Source organism: Endozoicomonas sp. Mp262, assembly GCF_025643335.1.
Classification (GTDB): domain Bacteria; phylum Pseudomonadota; class Gammaproteobacteria; order Pseudomonadales; family Endozoicomonadaceae; genus Endonucleibacter.
Genome location: NZ_CP092489.1, coordinates 3,476,999 through 3,491,881, shown reverse-complemented (window position 1 = coordinate 3,491,881; position 14,883 = coordinate 3,476,999). Strand labels below are relative to the sequence as shown.

10 protein-coding genes are annotated in these 14,883 nt (G+C 46.3%); 5 read left to right on the top strand and 5 right to left on the bottom strand.

The annotated features are described in order from the left end of the window. Positions 1 to 113 precede the first annotated feature (113 nt). Both MJ595_RS15205 and MJ595_RS15200 read left to right on the top strand, forming a co-directional pair. Positions 114 to 4,073 (top strand): AsmA family protein, encoded by a 3,960-nt coding sequence (locus tag MJ595_RS15205; RefSeq protein WP_263078813.1) that lies wholly within the window; start codon positions 114 to 116, stop codon positions 4,071 to 4,073. Between the two features lie 287 nt (positions 4,074 to 4,360). Further along, positions 4,361 to 4,513 carry a hypothetical protein gene (locus MJ595_RS15200; protein WP_263078812.1) on the top strand — a complete coding sequence of 51 codons (153 nt, stop codon included), beginning with the start codon at positions 4,361 to 4,363 and terminating at the stop codon, positions 4,511 to 4,513. A 23-nt stretch (positions 4,514 to 4,536) separates the two neighbouring features. On the opposite strand, the gene MJ595_RS15195 is transcribed toward MJ595_RS15200, so the two are convergent. Next, the gene (locus MJ595_RS15195) at positions 4,537 to 5,190 is read right to left on the bottom strand and encodes an IS630 family transposase (protein ID WP_263322427.1); all 654 of its coding nucleotides are present in this window, start codon (positions 5,188 to 5,190) and stop codon (positions 4,537 to 4,539) included. Then, positions 5,112 to 5,585: a helix-turn-helix domain-containing protein gene (locus MJ595_RS15190; protein WP_263078037.1), complete on the bottom strand. Its 474-nt coding sequence runs from the start codon at positions 5,583 to 5,585 to the stop codon at positions 5,112 to 5,114. Before MJ595_RS15190 ends, MJ595_RS15195 begins: the two co-directional genes overlap by 79 nt. 155 nt (positions 5,586 to 5,740) lie before the next feature. Here MJ595_RS15190 and MJ595_RS15185 point away from each other — a divergent pair, with 155 nt between their 5' ends. Both MJ595_RS15185 and MJ595_RS15180 read left to right on the top strand, forming a co-directional pair. Then, positions 5,741 to 5,863 carry a hypothetical protein gene (locus MJ595_RS15185; RefSeq protein WP_263078811.1) on the top strand — a complete coding sequence of 41 codons (123 nt, stop codon included), beginning with the start codon at positions 5,741 to 5,743 and terminating at the stop codon, positions 5,861 to 5,863. 84 nt (positions 5,864 to 5,947) lie between these two features. Then, positions 5,948 to 7,423, top strand: coding sequence for a hypothetical protein (locus MJ595_RS15180; protein ID WP_263078810.1), 1,476 nt, complete (start codon positions 5,948 to 5,950; stop codon positions 7,421 to 7,423). Between the two features lie 558 nt (positions 7,424 to 7,981). Here the strand turns inward: MJ595_RS15180 and MJ595_RS15175 are convergent. From MJ595_RS15175 to cydD, 3 genes are all read right to left on the bottom strand, one after another. Then, positions 7,982 to 8,962 (bottom strand): Tim44-like domain-containing protein, encoded by a 981-nt coding sequence (locus tag MJ595_RS15175; protein WP_263078809.1) that lies wholly within the window; start codon positions 8,960 to 8,962, stop codon positions 7,982 to 7,984. A 79-nt stretch (positions 8,963 to 9,041) separates the two neighbouring features. Beyond that, a complete protein-coding gene (cydC, locus tag MJ595_RS15170; protein ID WP_263078808.1) occupies positions 9,042 to 10,763 on the bottom strand; it encodes a cysteine/glutathione ABC transporter ATP-binding protein/permease CydC in 1,722 nt (573 codons plus the stop codon). Continuing rightward, positions 10,756 to 12,543: a cysteine/glutathione ABC transporter permease/ATP-binding protein CydD gene (gene cydD, locus MJ595_RS15165; RefSeq protein WP_263078806.1), complete on the bottom strand. Its 1,788-nt coding sequence runs from the start codon at positions 12,541 to 12,543 to the stop codon at positions 10,756 to 10,758. Before cydD ends, cydC begins: the two co-directional genes overlap by 8 nt. A 260-nt stretch (positions 12,544 to 12,803) precedes the next feature. Between cydD and MJ595_RS15160 the strand changes: the two genes are divergently transcribed. Beyond that, complete coding sequence (locus MJ595_RS15160) at positions 12,804 to 14,870, top strand: hypothetical protein (protein ID WP_263078805.1); 2,067 nt, start codon at positions 12,804 to 12,806, stop codon at positions 14,868 to 14,870. The last annotated feature ends 13 nt before the right edge of the window (positions 14,871 to 14,883 follow it).

The window sequence follows — 14,883 nt, the reverse complement described above, 5'->3', positions numbered from 1 at the left end:
CACTATATTGATCAATACCAAAAGCCTATGTCTTTTTCACCTGTGGTAAGATAGGGATAAAATGACTGAGCTTTCGTTCAATTTCATCCGTTACCCCTGCCTAGCGTGCTGTTATGCCAGACTCCCCTACCCAGAAATCCTCTAAAAGAAGACTGCCCAAGCCGTCTTTTTCAAAAACCCTTTTAACCTGTGTATCGGGAGTAGTCTTTGTCCTGGTGGTTACTCTCACTGTCGGTATCCAGCTGGACTTAAGCCCCTATAGAACCCGGATCACACAATGGCTCACGCACTCACTGCAAAGGGATGTCACCATAGCAGGTGACATGAAACTGACCCTTTCATTCTCGCCCTCCTTTTATTTTTCCGGCATCAAGCTGGCTAATATGAAAGGTTATGAATGGAAGCCTATGGCTGAGGTGGGTACGGTGGAAGCCAGAATTTCAGTACTCCCCCTGGTCACCAAAACATTAAAAATAGACTCTGCCAAACTAGAAAATATCCGACTTAACCTTCTTAGGAGTCGTCAGGGAAAAGCCAACTGGGTCTTTTTTTCAACCCATGAAACGCCCCAAAAAACAACTAATCCACCTTCTGATGAAGGCCTGCTTCCCTATAAGCTAGTGCTATCAGAGGACATTACTGCAAAAAATATTCAACTCCTCTTCCAGGATCAATCCAGCGGTACCTTCTTTGACTGGTCCCTGGCCACTATGGATTTGCAACAAAAAGACCATGACTGGCTATTAAAGGCAAACGGAAAAGTCATGGGGCAACCCTATGATCTCAGTGTTTACGGTGGAATTGACCAACTCATCAATAATAGCTCCGCTGAGTTGAAGCTGACTGGAAAATTCGCAGGTGCCCAACTCCAGGTCGAGACAGATATCGTGCCTTTTAAACAGGGAAACAGTCAGCTAAGCATCAACCTGAACTGGGAAAACACCCAACCATTACAGGCGCTACTGGGGCTTGACGTAGCACCAATGGCTCCGCTATCGCTGAAAAGCCGGATAATGTTGGGAAAAAACAACCTGTCTGTTTCACAATTACAGCTCAATAGCCCGATGGCACAGGCATCCGGAAAGCTGGACCTTCAGCTGGGAGAGCACAATACCATTGATGGACAACTCACCATTCCACAGGTGGATTTCAGCCCATGGATTCAATCTGCTGCACAGCCAAAACCCAAGGCGGTTTTCTTCGGTGCAGCGCCCCGGGTTAAATCCCCCCTACAGATGGCCCTGGATAAATGGCTGGTGAACACTTCAACCCATATCGCCATGGAACTCCATGAAATCAAGGGACTCGGCACTGATATCAATAATATTTCTCTCAATATCAAAGGGGAACAGGGTTTATTATCCGCACCAATGACAGCAGATATTGCTGAAGTTCCTTTTAAAGGTGAAGCAAGGATAGACAGCCGGGGCTGGGTATCAACGGTTAATATCGATCTTGAAGCCAATGATGCCCCATTGGGAACCATGGCCAGCTGGCTTAGCGGCATAAAAGGGGCTCACGGCCATCTTGACAAGGCCAAGTTAAGCCTGTCAACCCAGGGCACCAAACTTAAGGAATGGATTGGTAATAGTCAGCTGGAGTTTAATCTGAAAGATACCCGGTTAAAATGGGGAGAACAGGGATCATGGGCTATTGACCAGGCCACTTTTCAGGCGGGTATGACCAGAAATACCGATATCAGTGTATCCGGCCAGCTCATGTCAGTGCCCGCCAGTCTGAGGGTTTCATCCGGCACTTTACTGGAACTTATCCAAAAGAAAACCTGGCACACGGCCATTGACTTTTCCAGCCCAGCTCTCACCCTTAAGGCCAAGGGTGAGCTGGCAGCAGGCAGCTGGATAAAAGGCAGCTGGTTTAATCTTGATGTAACCAGCCAGAACATTCATAAAATGAATCCCTGGCTGGGAACCAACAGCGCAGAGCAAGGCAGACTAAAACTCACAGGAAAGCTCAGCACTGATGGTGAGCAGGCCCTGCTTACCATAGCGCCCATGCAATTAATGGATAGCACAGGCAAACTGACCGTTCGCTGGCGCCCTGAGCCGGAAAAAATGTATCTCTTCATGGACGCCCGGTTTAAGACGTTAAATCTAACGCAAATTGCCGATTGGGTCGGTTCACCACCTGCTAACAGTCCTGACCAATATCCTCAATCTGATGCTTCTAAAATAGCAGCCCATGGATTAGAACTGGATCTGCCCATTTTGTCTTCCAGCATAGCCATTGCTGATGCTGACTTAAACTTTGGCATTGATACCATTAACTGGTCCAACCAGGTAATAAAAGAGGTTCAGCTCCAGGGGAAAATTCGTGATGGCTGGCTCAAACAGTCTCCCTTTTCAGCTTATTATGCCGGTGGTAACTACCGGGGCAATATGCAACTGGATCTCCGGGACAGACTGATCAAGGCTGGATTCAACCTCTCTGTCACAACACCGGATATTGGTCAGATGATGGCTAACTTTGGTGTTACTGATAATCTGGACATGACCCTGGATTCCGCAAAAATTGGCATTCAGCTGAAAGGTCGAACCTTGCAGGAATTGATGGATCAAGCTTCCATTGATGCACAACTGGCAGGCGGCACCTGGAACCTGTTTGAAAGTTACACCGGAAAAAGTTTCCCTATTGCCATTAACAGAGGATCATTTATCACCGGGCCTGAAACAGCAACACAGCTGATTATTAATGGAGAGGTTGACTCCTTACCACTGGCTATTACCCTGGACGCTATATCTCTGGCGGAAGCCAATGATGGACGCAATAAGTTCCCTGTCACCCTGGATATCAAGCTCGGTGATATGATCTTTAACGCCGAGTCATCAATAGCCCTACCCATTAACAGGCAACAGGTCGACCTTGCCATACATGGATTCACCCCCAACCTCAGTCGTTTCAACCGGTTCATGAAAGTGGATCTGCCACCCTACGGCCCTATAACCCTGGCAGGAAACCTCTCTATGGACAGTCAGGGCTACCGGCTTAAAGAGCTTATGGTTAAAGTGAATCATAGCTATTTAAACGGCAATGGAAGCATTATTCCCGGAAAGTCCAATAAGGATAAAACCAACTTTAACCTGAAGTTGAAAGCACCCTTTATACAGATTGATGATTTTGCTGTTGAGAATTGGCAGGCCTGGCTACCTGCTGAAGACCAATCTGAACCCGACGAGCATCAAAAACAATTAGCACAGAGTAATAAGCCGGCACCTTTTCTAAGCCCGGACAGCCTGCAACTTATGAATGCTAATTTCCAGCTTGATGTGGATGAAGTACGTTCCGGTAATGACTGGCTCGGCGCAGGCCAGCTCCATTGGCAGTTGAAAGATGGGCAACTGACTGTTGAACCCCTGAAGGTTATGTTGCCTGGAGGGGAAATAGACTTTGCCGGTGTGGTTAAGGCCGTTGACCACCAGTTTGATATAGCCCTCAATGGTGGGGCAGATCACTTTGACTACGGCATTCTGGCGCGCAGGATCAAACCGGACTCCGATATGCAAGGCATGGTCAGCCTGGCAGTTGATGTTAACAGTCGAAGTGAGACACCGGATACCTTAATGGACAATGCCTCTGGAAATTTGAGGTTTGCCGTTTGGCCAAAACAGTTTGAGGCAGGCATTATCGACCTTTGGGCCATCGGCCTGGTGGATGCCGTAATGCCTGCTTTCAACCAGGACAATCAATCCCTGCTGAACTGTACAGCGGGATCTTTTGTGATGAAAAAGGGCCAAATGCAACAGAAAAAAGTCTTGCTTGATACCTCCAGAATTCAGGTGGGTGGCGAGGTTGAGGCGGACTTTGCCAACAAAACCCTGAACGTTTACTTAACCCCCAGATCAAAAAAGGCCCAGATTTTCAGCCTGCAAACCCCAATTCAGGTCACCGGTCAATTTGAGGACTTCAGCCTTAACGTTCCCCTGTCAGCCATTTTAAAAACATCGGTTCGGTTCACCACCAGCCCGGTGGTATCACCTCTACGCTGGCTATTGGAAACGCCATTGGACAAAGACGGGAGCCTGCTTTGCGAACAAATAATGAAGGGGAAAGCTTAATACCACTATGGGCTAAAAAACATATCTCTCCAGGCTGCAACGTTAGATTCGTTCCCAGGGTTCCGAGGCTGTCACACCCTCGGGGTATCGGGAACGAGAGGAGTAATAAAGTTAACAGTGAGCAAATCCCCCTACAATGAACAGTAATAGCACCTAGGGATAAAAAACAATGCCGCTGCGTTTAGTAGGGTGAGTTGTGCTACTAGTCACGATAGATAATCAAGCCAATCAGATTTACAGTTTGAGCACCATGATGCTAATACACTTATCAATGTGCCTCCTCATCCATGAATAACAAGCCTCACGCTGCAAGCCTTTCAACAATACTGATCAGCAGTATTATCACCCTGTTTTTTACTCTCTCTTTCCCTGCCAACAGTGTCGCCAATAATCACCCGTTTATTGAAAGTAAAACCAAGGTTGTCTTGACCGATAAGTAGTGTATAGATTGCTTTCGAATAATTTAACCATCCAGTCGGACAGTATTAGAAAATGAGATCATATACTCCTCTCCAAATGAAAAAAGCACCCGTTCAACTTCTTTTTCAAATTCCGCAAAGCTCTTGATTGACAAGAGGTTGAGCCATTCATACTTTATTTTCCTCCACAGGATTTCAATCAGGTTGAGCTCAGGTGAATATGTTGGCAGAAAGCAGACCAGCAATTTCTTTTCAATCATCCAGTCATCAATTCTGGCACAAAACTTTTTGCTGGTGTGAATGCTGGCATTATCCACCATAACTACCGTGTAACGATCATTTGAGCTGTATTTTTCATCTGCCATTTTCTCTGCAAAGTCATCAAAGGCCGCAATCACCGTATCGCTATTCACTGAACCCACAACAGGATAATGAAATAGCTCACAGCTTCGGTTCATAAACCCCAGTACGTTGATGCGTTTACTTTTGACTGATGGTATTCTGAGCTGCTTTCCTTTTTCCTGCCAACCGTATGGCACACAAGGTTCCTGGGTAAAGCCGGACTCATCAAAATAAAATAAATTGATTAACCCTTTGCTCTCGGCTTCCTGGGCATCTTTCAGAGCAGTTTTACAGTCATGGAATTGCTCTTCGTCCCGTTTATGTTTGCATGATTTACGGAGTCTTTTGTAAACCAGCCCTGCTTTTTTACAATGTTTGCCAGAGTAATTTTTGATGAAGATTTACCGGTTTCATCCTCGATCTTGGATTTGACATACGATAAGCGACGAGGCTCTTCAGCCACTAATTCTTTTATGCGTTGCACTTCGGATTCGTCATATATGCACGGCCTACCGCCACCATGCCCCTTGTACAAGGCACGAATACCATATTCTTCCCAATCATCAATCCACTGAGAAGCAGTTTGATATCTAATTTCAAGTATTTCGGCAATTTGCTCAAGGGTAAAGCCACGATTGCTCAATAAAAGGCTATGGGCTCTTTCCCTTATACATCTCAGAGGTCCGTAGTGTTTGGCGAATTTCAAAGTTAATAAAACAGCTTCATCAGTGATTGTAGTGACGTACTTCATAGGGAGAGGGATTTAAAGACCAGTACTCTCTTTATAATAGAGTAAATGTATCATTCAATAGCTATCTGATCGTTAGATCAAGAAGTAGATTTCTCGTACTGGCCGAACATCCAGTTTATTTGAAACCAAACTATGACCTACTTAAAGAAACCAGAATGGCCGAAGAAGAATGGTCTAAAGCACTGGAGAAACATACTAAAAAGCTGGCTCAAGCCTTTCAACAATACTCTCCCGATGATTACTGCAGTTATATCAAATGGGTGAAAGTCTCAAATTGACCGAGCTTCTTCAGCTTGCCAACCGGGGAAAGTAGTAGGCAGCTATTTTTTCAATGCTTAAACAGAAGGCAGCCAATCACAGGTATGATGTTGATAGCACACAACACCTTGCCAGTGAGAGGCCGCCCCATGGAAGTATGTCAGCTACGGACTGAAGCCGCCACCATTTCTTGTGATGCGATTCAACGGTTAGGCCACCAATTGCAGGCTCTGCGAGAGTCTGGCAATCCTATCAGGCACTTTGAAGAGTTTGAGCAGACCGTTAATGCTCTCTTTAATCAAGCTCAGCAAGATTTTTTAGCAGAGGCGCTGGCTGAGCTTGATATTGATACCCCAGCTATTGAGGTCAGCGGGATCACTTATAAGCAGGTGTTGCGCAGTTATAAAACCTACCAGACAGCGGTTGGTTCAGTCCGGGTTATGCGAACACTTTACCGTAACGGCAAAGAGCCGTGTATCGTGCCCATGGAGTTGAAAGCCGGGATCGTGGAAGGCTTCTGGACGCCTCGGGCTGCAAAGCAAGCTGCCTGGGTTGTTGCTCAAATGTCTCCCGGTGAAGCAAAAAGCCTCCTTGATCTCATGGGAGGTATGTCTCCCTCAGAAAGCAGTCTTGCTCGTTTCCCCAGGCAATTTAATACTCAGTGGGAACAGCACCGTGAGCCTTTTGAAGAGATGCTTATTGAGAAACTTAACGTGCCCACCAATGCGGTCACAGTAGCCGCCTCCCTGGATGGCGTTATGCTGCCCATGAAAGATGGCAAACGAGTAGAAAAGCGAGCCAGGAGCGCTTCTGAAGGCAAACGGACTCAAGGGCCAACAGGTTGCAAGGAGGCCAGTTGCGGAACTTTGTCGTTTTACGATCAACAGGGGGAGCGTTTATCAACAGTCCGCATAGGACGAATGCCAGAAACTAAAAAACTCACACTCAAGCAGTCTTTGTCAGCACTATTGCAAGAAGCGTTGCGACAAAAGCCACAGCTGTCACTGGTCAAAGTCGCTGATGGCGCCAAGGACAACTGGTCATACCTTTCCCGGGAACTACCAGCGGGTGTTGAGGTTATTGATTACTACCACGCAGCCGATCACCTGAAGAAAGCATTTGACCAGGCTTATGGAGAAAACAGCATCAAGTCCAAAGAAAAGTTTGTCACTTACCGACACGTCCTAAAAGAGGAACTCGATGGGGTTGAGCGCATTATTAAAGCCCTGGCTTATCAGCATAAAAAGCATCCGCGCCGCTCAAAATTAAAGACCGAGCTGGAGTATTTCAGAAAAAATCGCCAGCGTATGCGCTATGCTGAACACTTGTCGAATAACCTTCCGATCGGCTCTGGTGTGGTAGAGGCAGCCTGTAAAACCTTGGTTACCCAGCGGATGAAGTGCTCAGGTATGCGCTGGCGAAATCCGGGTGGTCAGGGCGTATTGACGCTTCGGTCATTAGTTCAGAGCCACTGGTTTGAAAATGGCTGGAAGTTATTTGCTGCAACTTATTGCGGGAAAGTCACCAAGGCTGCTACAAGCAATGTCATACCATTCCCAGAGAAAGGTGGCAGTGTTTAGTTGTGGTCAATATGAGACTTTCACCCTATCAAATTCAAGAAAAAAAACTGGGAACCGGCATTTAGTAAAGACCATGATATAATTTACAACCGCTGGATTGCTATTAGTGACCGATGGTCTTTGCGCTATAATAAACTCCATGAAATATTCACTGCCTGGGCCAATTTAAATAATGCATCCATCTATATGGAATGTTACTTACGGTATGGCAGAAAAGCAGATTTAATTCATGTACAAGAAAAGCTAGGAACCGTTTGGGCCATCTTACCAACCCCACAAAAAGTATCCGGGAATAAGCAATACCGGACAATTACAAGCCCCTTTCCCTGGAGATATACGTAGTCCGGATATTGCAAAACTGCCCTCAAAATTACGCCGGGCTTTATGGCTCTTGAAAACTGCACTTGCGTTGCCGGGAGCTGCAAAGGCCGGGAGTGTGTTTATAAAATATCCGGGCTAAGCCGCGCCCAATTTGATAGCACTGTGATGGGCGCGCTTTAGTAATCGCTTCGCTTAATGCACAGGTCAGAAATATCCGGTTTTCAAACGAGTTTTAGTTTAGGAAGCATTTTCCATTCCGACAATATACCAGGGTGCATTTGCCTCAGTGATATCTCGCTCAAGGTGCCATATATCATTAATGCCCTCTTCAACACCCTCAACCTCATCCCGATAACGGCCGGTGTACCTGATACTGACCTGCGCAACCCTTGCAGTATAATCCGCCCTCACAAGGCTGGCATCGATATATAGCACTTCTGTATGCTGCTTTCCTTTCAGCTGACTCCGTTCAGCCGCCAATTGCTCGTACAGGTCTGCCGCCAGGTACTCTTTCATAATACCCAGGTCATTGTCATTCCAGGCCCGCTGCAACCGGTGATAATGATCACGGGCACCCTTAAGGAAAGCCTCCTGATCAAAGCCACCCGGTAAATTCAGAGGTACATCACCCCCGCCAATAATCCCGCTGGTAGATTGTGGTACAGAAGGCTCCTGTAGCCTTTCTTCCAAAACGCCTGTATCTAACCCGTTACTGGATTGCAATACAGGTTCTTTCGCTGGATAGTCATGGGAAAATGATTTTTTGACATCATTCTGAGGGTGATACCCTGTTCCCGTCGTTGATACTCCTTTCTGTTTAAATTTACGGAACAGGAAGAAGGCACCGGCAGCCAGCAGTATCAATACAAGGAAGTCAAGTCCCTGAAAGCCACTAAAGGCACCACCACCGAACAGTGAAGCCAGCAGGCCACCAGCTGCCAAACCGGCCAAAGCACCACCCAGCATCCCCCAGCGAGATGATTTCTGCGGCTGTGCCCGGGTTCCCTGATTCATGGTTTGTTGGGATGACTGCCGTGTATGATCCGTTGCTTTTTGCCCGGAAGCTGAACTGCTTTCCTTAAGAGTATTACCAGACTGCGGTTGTTTTTTTGCGGGTGCGGGGGCGGTTTTATAAGTCCGCCCCATTTTCTTGCCGCCCATCCTTTTGGCATCAGCGGCTGGGGCAAACACCAGGGCAACAGCAACTGCCAAGCTCATTAGCGTACTAAATTTTTTCATATACCTGTATTTTGCTACTTATCATTTACCTTTCATCCTATGGGCAAATGACTATTTTTCAAGCACTATTTTCAGACATGCGCTCATAACTGACACACTCAACCTTGCCACCATCCATTTGGTAGATTGTATCCATCTGTTCCAGTACTACTTTCTTATGGGTGATCATAATGACTGCACTGTCCCTAAATGATTTCAGTACCGTTCTCATCAATGCCTGCTCACTGTCTGTATCCAACCCTTCAGTAGGTTCATCCATGATCAAAACCGGTGCCGGTTTTAACAAGGCGCGAGCAGCCGCTAACCGACGCTGTTCCCCACCGGAAAGGCTTAATCCACCATGGCCAACCCATAAATCCAGAAGATCCGCAGTATTTTCATAAGCGCCACCACCCAGCTTTTCCAACCCTGTTTTGATGATCACATCAACCAGCTGCCGGTCACTGGCATCCGGGGCTGCCAATAACAGGTTATCCCTGAAACTGGCGCTATAAACATGTGTCCGCTGGGGAATGAAAGTAACCGATTTATAGAGTGTCTTTTCGGTAAATGATTGGATAAGTCGTCCATCCAGCAAAATATCACCGGAGTCAGGCTCTACTCCCCGATTTAGCAACCGTATTAATGTGGATTTGCCACAGCCGGTTTTTCCAAGCAGAGCCACATGCTCGCCCGGCAGTATATCCAGGCATAAATTAGAAACAATCTGCCGCTTACCTGGATGCTCCTGTTGATAGGCAAAACTGACTTCCTCAAAACGCACATGTCCCTTGAGGTTAAAGCGCTCCTCCTGTTCCGGAAACACCATGGGTTTCTCATCAATCACCTCCCTGAGTCTCACCGCAGCTTGCCGGGTATAGCTCAAAAATTGAAAGGCACCAGGCAGGGGCATCAATGCTTCAAAACCTGCCAGCATGGCAAATACCATTAGCGCCATGACCGGGCCTGAAATATGCTGGAGCTGGTACTCGCCACTGGCCAGCCACAACATTCCCACCGCTGCGCACCCTGCCCCACCAACAAACAGAAATGACCCGAACCCCTCTAATCGGGCCATTCGTTGCTGATCATCCTGCATGGCTGCTTCGGTTTTGTGTAACAATGACCGGCTTTTATGGTGATAGCCATAAATCAATCCTTCAGCCATCCCTTGTAGATGATCCAGCACCTGCTGCCGAAGATCCCTTTGCCGGTTTCCCAAAGAAGCCCCTGTTTTACTACCCAACCGATAGAACAGAACTGGCATCAGCAAAATCCAGGACACCATAACCATCAGCGAAAACAGCGCCAGAACCGGACTGAACCACGCCAAAAATGCAGCAAGCAATACACTGATCATTACCGCTGATACCATTGGACTTAATAACCGCAAGTAAAGCTGATCCAGGGCATCCACATCAGCCACCAAACGGTTTAGCAGGTCGCCCTTTCGATAGCGGCTGATTTGCCCCAGGGATAAAGGTGTTAACTTACTGAAAAACCATTCCCTCAACCAGGCCAGTAAACGAAAGGTGGCATCATGGCTTACCAGTCGTTCAAAATACCGGCTGGCCGTTCTTAAGATAGAAAAGCCCCTGACCCCGGCTCCCGGCGTGAAAAAATTAAATAACTTGGCGCTGGCAACGGATAACCCGGCAATACTGGATGCCGTAATAAACCACCCTGACAGGGCTAACAACCCCAAGCTGGCCGCCAGCGTCACCACAGCAAGTAATATACCCAGCAACAGCAACAACCGGTGACGGCCATACAGCTTCAGAAACAGCCATAAATCACGCATTGTCGAGACTCCTGCCCTGCCCCTCAATAAATGTTTTAAAGGGACCATCCACCCGTATTAATTGTTGAGGATTTCCCACTGCCACCAGGCGACCACCGTCTATCATTAACACCTGGTCCATGGCCATAATCTGGTTGATTCGGTGAGTCACCGTAATAACCGTTGTATCTCTGGAAACTTTATCCAGAGCCGCCAAAACCCTTTTTTCACTTTCAAGATCAAGGCTCGCGGTGGGTTCATCAAGAATCAAAAGGCTCACTGGGGTAGCGATAGCCCGCGCCAGGGCAATTCGCTGAGCCTGTCCCACTGACAAATTCCCCCCCTGCTCCCTCAGTGGACTATCCAGCCAGCCTGGCAAACCATCCAGAATATCGATACCCTGAGCCCTGGTCAGGGCATCGATGACCTGATCCCGGCTTAAATCACGTCCATAGGCAACATTCTCCCTGACCGAGCCTTCAATAATTAAGGGCAGCTGTCCCAGCCAGGCCAAACCGTCCCGCCAGCTGGAAAGATCAAGACCAGATAATGGCTGGCCACTCACCAGTAACCTGCCCTTAAAGGGGTAAAACCCCATTAAGGTGTTAATTAATGTGGTTTTACCGGCACCACTGGGGCCTATCACTGCCACACGACTACCGGCAGCTATAGAAAAATCCAGATCATCCAGCAATGGCTTATCCGAGGTCCGGGAAAGCACCGACAACTGCCTGGCCTCAATAGATACTGCCCCCCTGTCCTCAAAGCAGCGACACCCCTGGTGCTCCTCAGGTTCAGGCTGCGCCATAATGTCCAGAACAGATTCTGCCGCCCCTACCGCCTTGGCCTTGGCATGATAAAAGGTGCCAAGCTCCCGCAATGGCTGGTAAAACTCGGGCGCCAATAACAATAAGAACAGTGCCGTATACAGTGTGACGCCATTACCGTAATCGCCAAAATTGATATATCCCAGGAAGTTCATGCCCAGATAAACCGCTGTCAGGGCAATGGAGACTGAGGCAAAAAACTCCAGCACCGTTGACGATAGAAAGGCCAACCGAAGCACTTCCATGGTTTTCCGTCGGAAATCTTCACTAGCCTCACCTAATTCCCGCTGAGTGGCTGCCGTCCTGCGAAATAATCGCAAGGCTTCCATCCCCTGCAAGCGATCCAGAAAAAAACCGCCCAGCCGCTCAAGGGCCTTGAAGTTTCTCCGGTTGGCTTCTGCCGCCTTGATACCCACCAATGCCATAAACAGGGGAATTAACGGTGCAGTCCCAAAAAATATCAACCCTACAGTCCAGTTTTTAGGAAACACCACCACCAGCATCACCAGTGGTACCAGAACGGCCAGTGCCATTTGGGGCAAATACCGGGCCACAAACTCCTGTAGTTCCTCGATCTGCTCAACAACCACCGTTGTCCAACCACCTACCGTCTGTCGGGAAACCGCTAAGGGTCCCAGGCGCTGAAGCTTATCCAAAACGGCTTTTCTAATCGCTCTTCTTACCTGGACACCCGCCTTAAAGCCACATTGCTCCCGCCCCCAGGCACAGCTGGCCCTGGATAGAACCACAGCAATAGACAGAAGAAAGTCAGTGGCCAGCCTATCCCGGGGAATGCCTTCCATAATCAGCTTATGAACTATATCAGCCAGCAAACTGGCCTGAACCAGCAATAAAACACCATTGAGCAGGCCCAAAAGAATAGAAAGGGTCAGCCAATTCCGGGCAGGACGAACCCGTGTCATCAGCCATCGGTAAGCCTGTTTTTCTGGGGGAATGTCTCGGTTACGACTCATCAGCTAAGGAATACCGCTTGGTTTGGGGAGGCGGCATTTTAACCGAGTGACTGGGACACGCCAAGGGGATAGCCAGGGATGAGATAATAAATAACTCAAATCCTATCAATAGCCTTAAATTCTAAAGGTGGCCTTTATTTCCCTATGGATATAAATAGCAATAGCCTCCTTATTAAAAATTCCAACCCTTTTTTTACTTATGAACTAATCTTTAATCAAATCTTCGTATCACCCTCTCAGACTTCTTAAGCAAACTCACCATGAAACATTCACCCATGGCGATTATCAGCCACCTGCTACTATTCTTTTATTCCCTGATTATGACGACCAGTCCCTCATATGCTACCCTCGTCTTCCACCAACTGGTATTAACAACAACTACAGACGATGATGTAACACTAATAGGGATTTATAACCTTCATTCATCTAAAATAAATAACGCAAACTTTACCCCCTCCCCCAATATTACTGTCAATGTTACAGATCTTGACTCAATGACAGGCACTCTGAGAAGATCAGCTCCATACAAAGGATTAAAAATGAAAACAGGCCTTTGTTATTCACAATTAAAGTCGGCTTCAGACTCAGAGTCTCCCATAATGGAAAGGGTTCAATTACACACCCTGCATATTGACATACCGGCAGATGATGTAGTGAGGGTTGATCCTCATATCTTTAATGGAAGCCAGTACATTGCTCTTAAAGATATTACCGATCAAAAATTTCATCGCTGGATGCCTAAACCGGGGCTTATTATTGAACAAATACCGACAGCTACAGAGGATAATCCAACTTCCTCCCAATTATTAGCTATCCATCGACCAAGAACAGCTGACTTTCAATACGCTTCAGGCTCTTGTCATAAAGCCAGGAAATTATCCCAAACAGATCAGTTACAAACATTAATAAAGCATGGCACAGTCTCTCAACAAGCATCCATCTCATTTCTGGAACCAGATACCTACACAACGCTTGTCTTCACATCAACTCCACCTCAAAATGATTCACTAGATACCTTAATGACTGATACTCCGGATGGCACTTTATACACCGAATTTAAATCAACCAGTAAACCTATCAGGCAAGTACATTACCAACAAAAAGAATCAGCCAAAAAAATAACAGGAAATGATCCTGTTCAATTATTTGAACAATATATGGATAGCACTGAGAGGGAGGCAGATGTTGCGAAAGTTATTTTTCTTCCGGGAGAAACCATGCAATTAGCCATTCAACAAAGTTTATCTGAGAATCATGGCTCCACTGAAATCAATATTTACACCCGAAGAAAAGGCTCTGATGAGAAGGAATTCTCAAAATATTTAGTTACACCACCTATACTATCTGAAGAGTTCTCCAAAATGCGACTATTCAAAGTTGAAGATACTCCTTACCAACAGGACTTTGAGTATTGTACTGATGAAACTTTCTCGCCAGAATGTAGCTGGTTTAATCCCTTCAAGTCATGGTATGAAATAACAGGAAAAAAAACACCCTCCTGGTCTCCCCCTATAGGTATCGAATCTGATAGTGATACAAGTGATTTAGAGGAATCCTCAGATTTTTTTCATCGAATCCGGTTATTCGTCATACAAAAAACCTCTTCCGATCAACAACAGATCACTCAACTAGAAAATGAACTCAAAGCCATAAGAATAAAGCAAGAGGATAACAGTGATAAATTAGAATCAGTCGAAATCCTTGAAAAAAAGCTTGAGTCCGTCCAACTTGAAATACAGCAATTAAGTGAAAAAATCAACAACACTGCATCACGAACTGAACAGGAGAAACAACAAAAAAAACTAGAAATCACCAGCAATAAATTAAAAGAAAAAGCAATTGAATTAGAATCTAAAATCGAAGAATTAAAAAAAATACAGAAACAACAGAAAGAATCAAACCTAGAAGAATTAAAGAAGGAACTTAATAACCTGGAGTCAAAGGTTGATCAAAAAATAAACCTGCTAAAAACAAGACGTTCATTTGGTGAGCAAAGAACAGTAGAATCAGAAAGGGTTATACAGGAACTACAGCAAAAATTTAATACATCACAACACTCTCAAGATCATCCATTGAAAGATCAAAAAGCACTTGACGATAATCAACCTAAAACCACACCTCCCTCATCTCCTTCAGCAATAGTTGTGCTGGGTGAAAAAAATAGCCTTTCAATGTCGTCTTCACTAACAGAAGAAAAAGAACCTAGTGACTCAAAAAGAGAAAATCAGCAACAAAGAAGACAAAGAAGACGTACCACCTCTATTTCTCCAGAAGAATTGTCAGGAGCCGCTAATTATGCTTCTGAAGATGGCGCACACTCGAATTAATACTGACAGATAT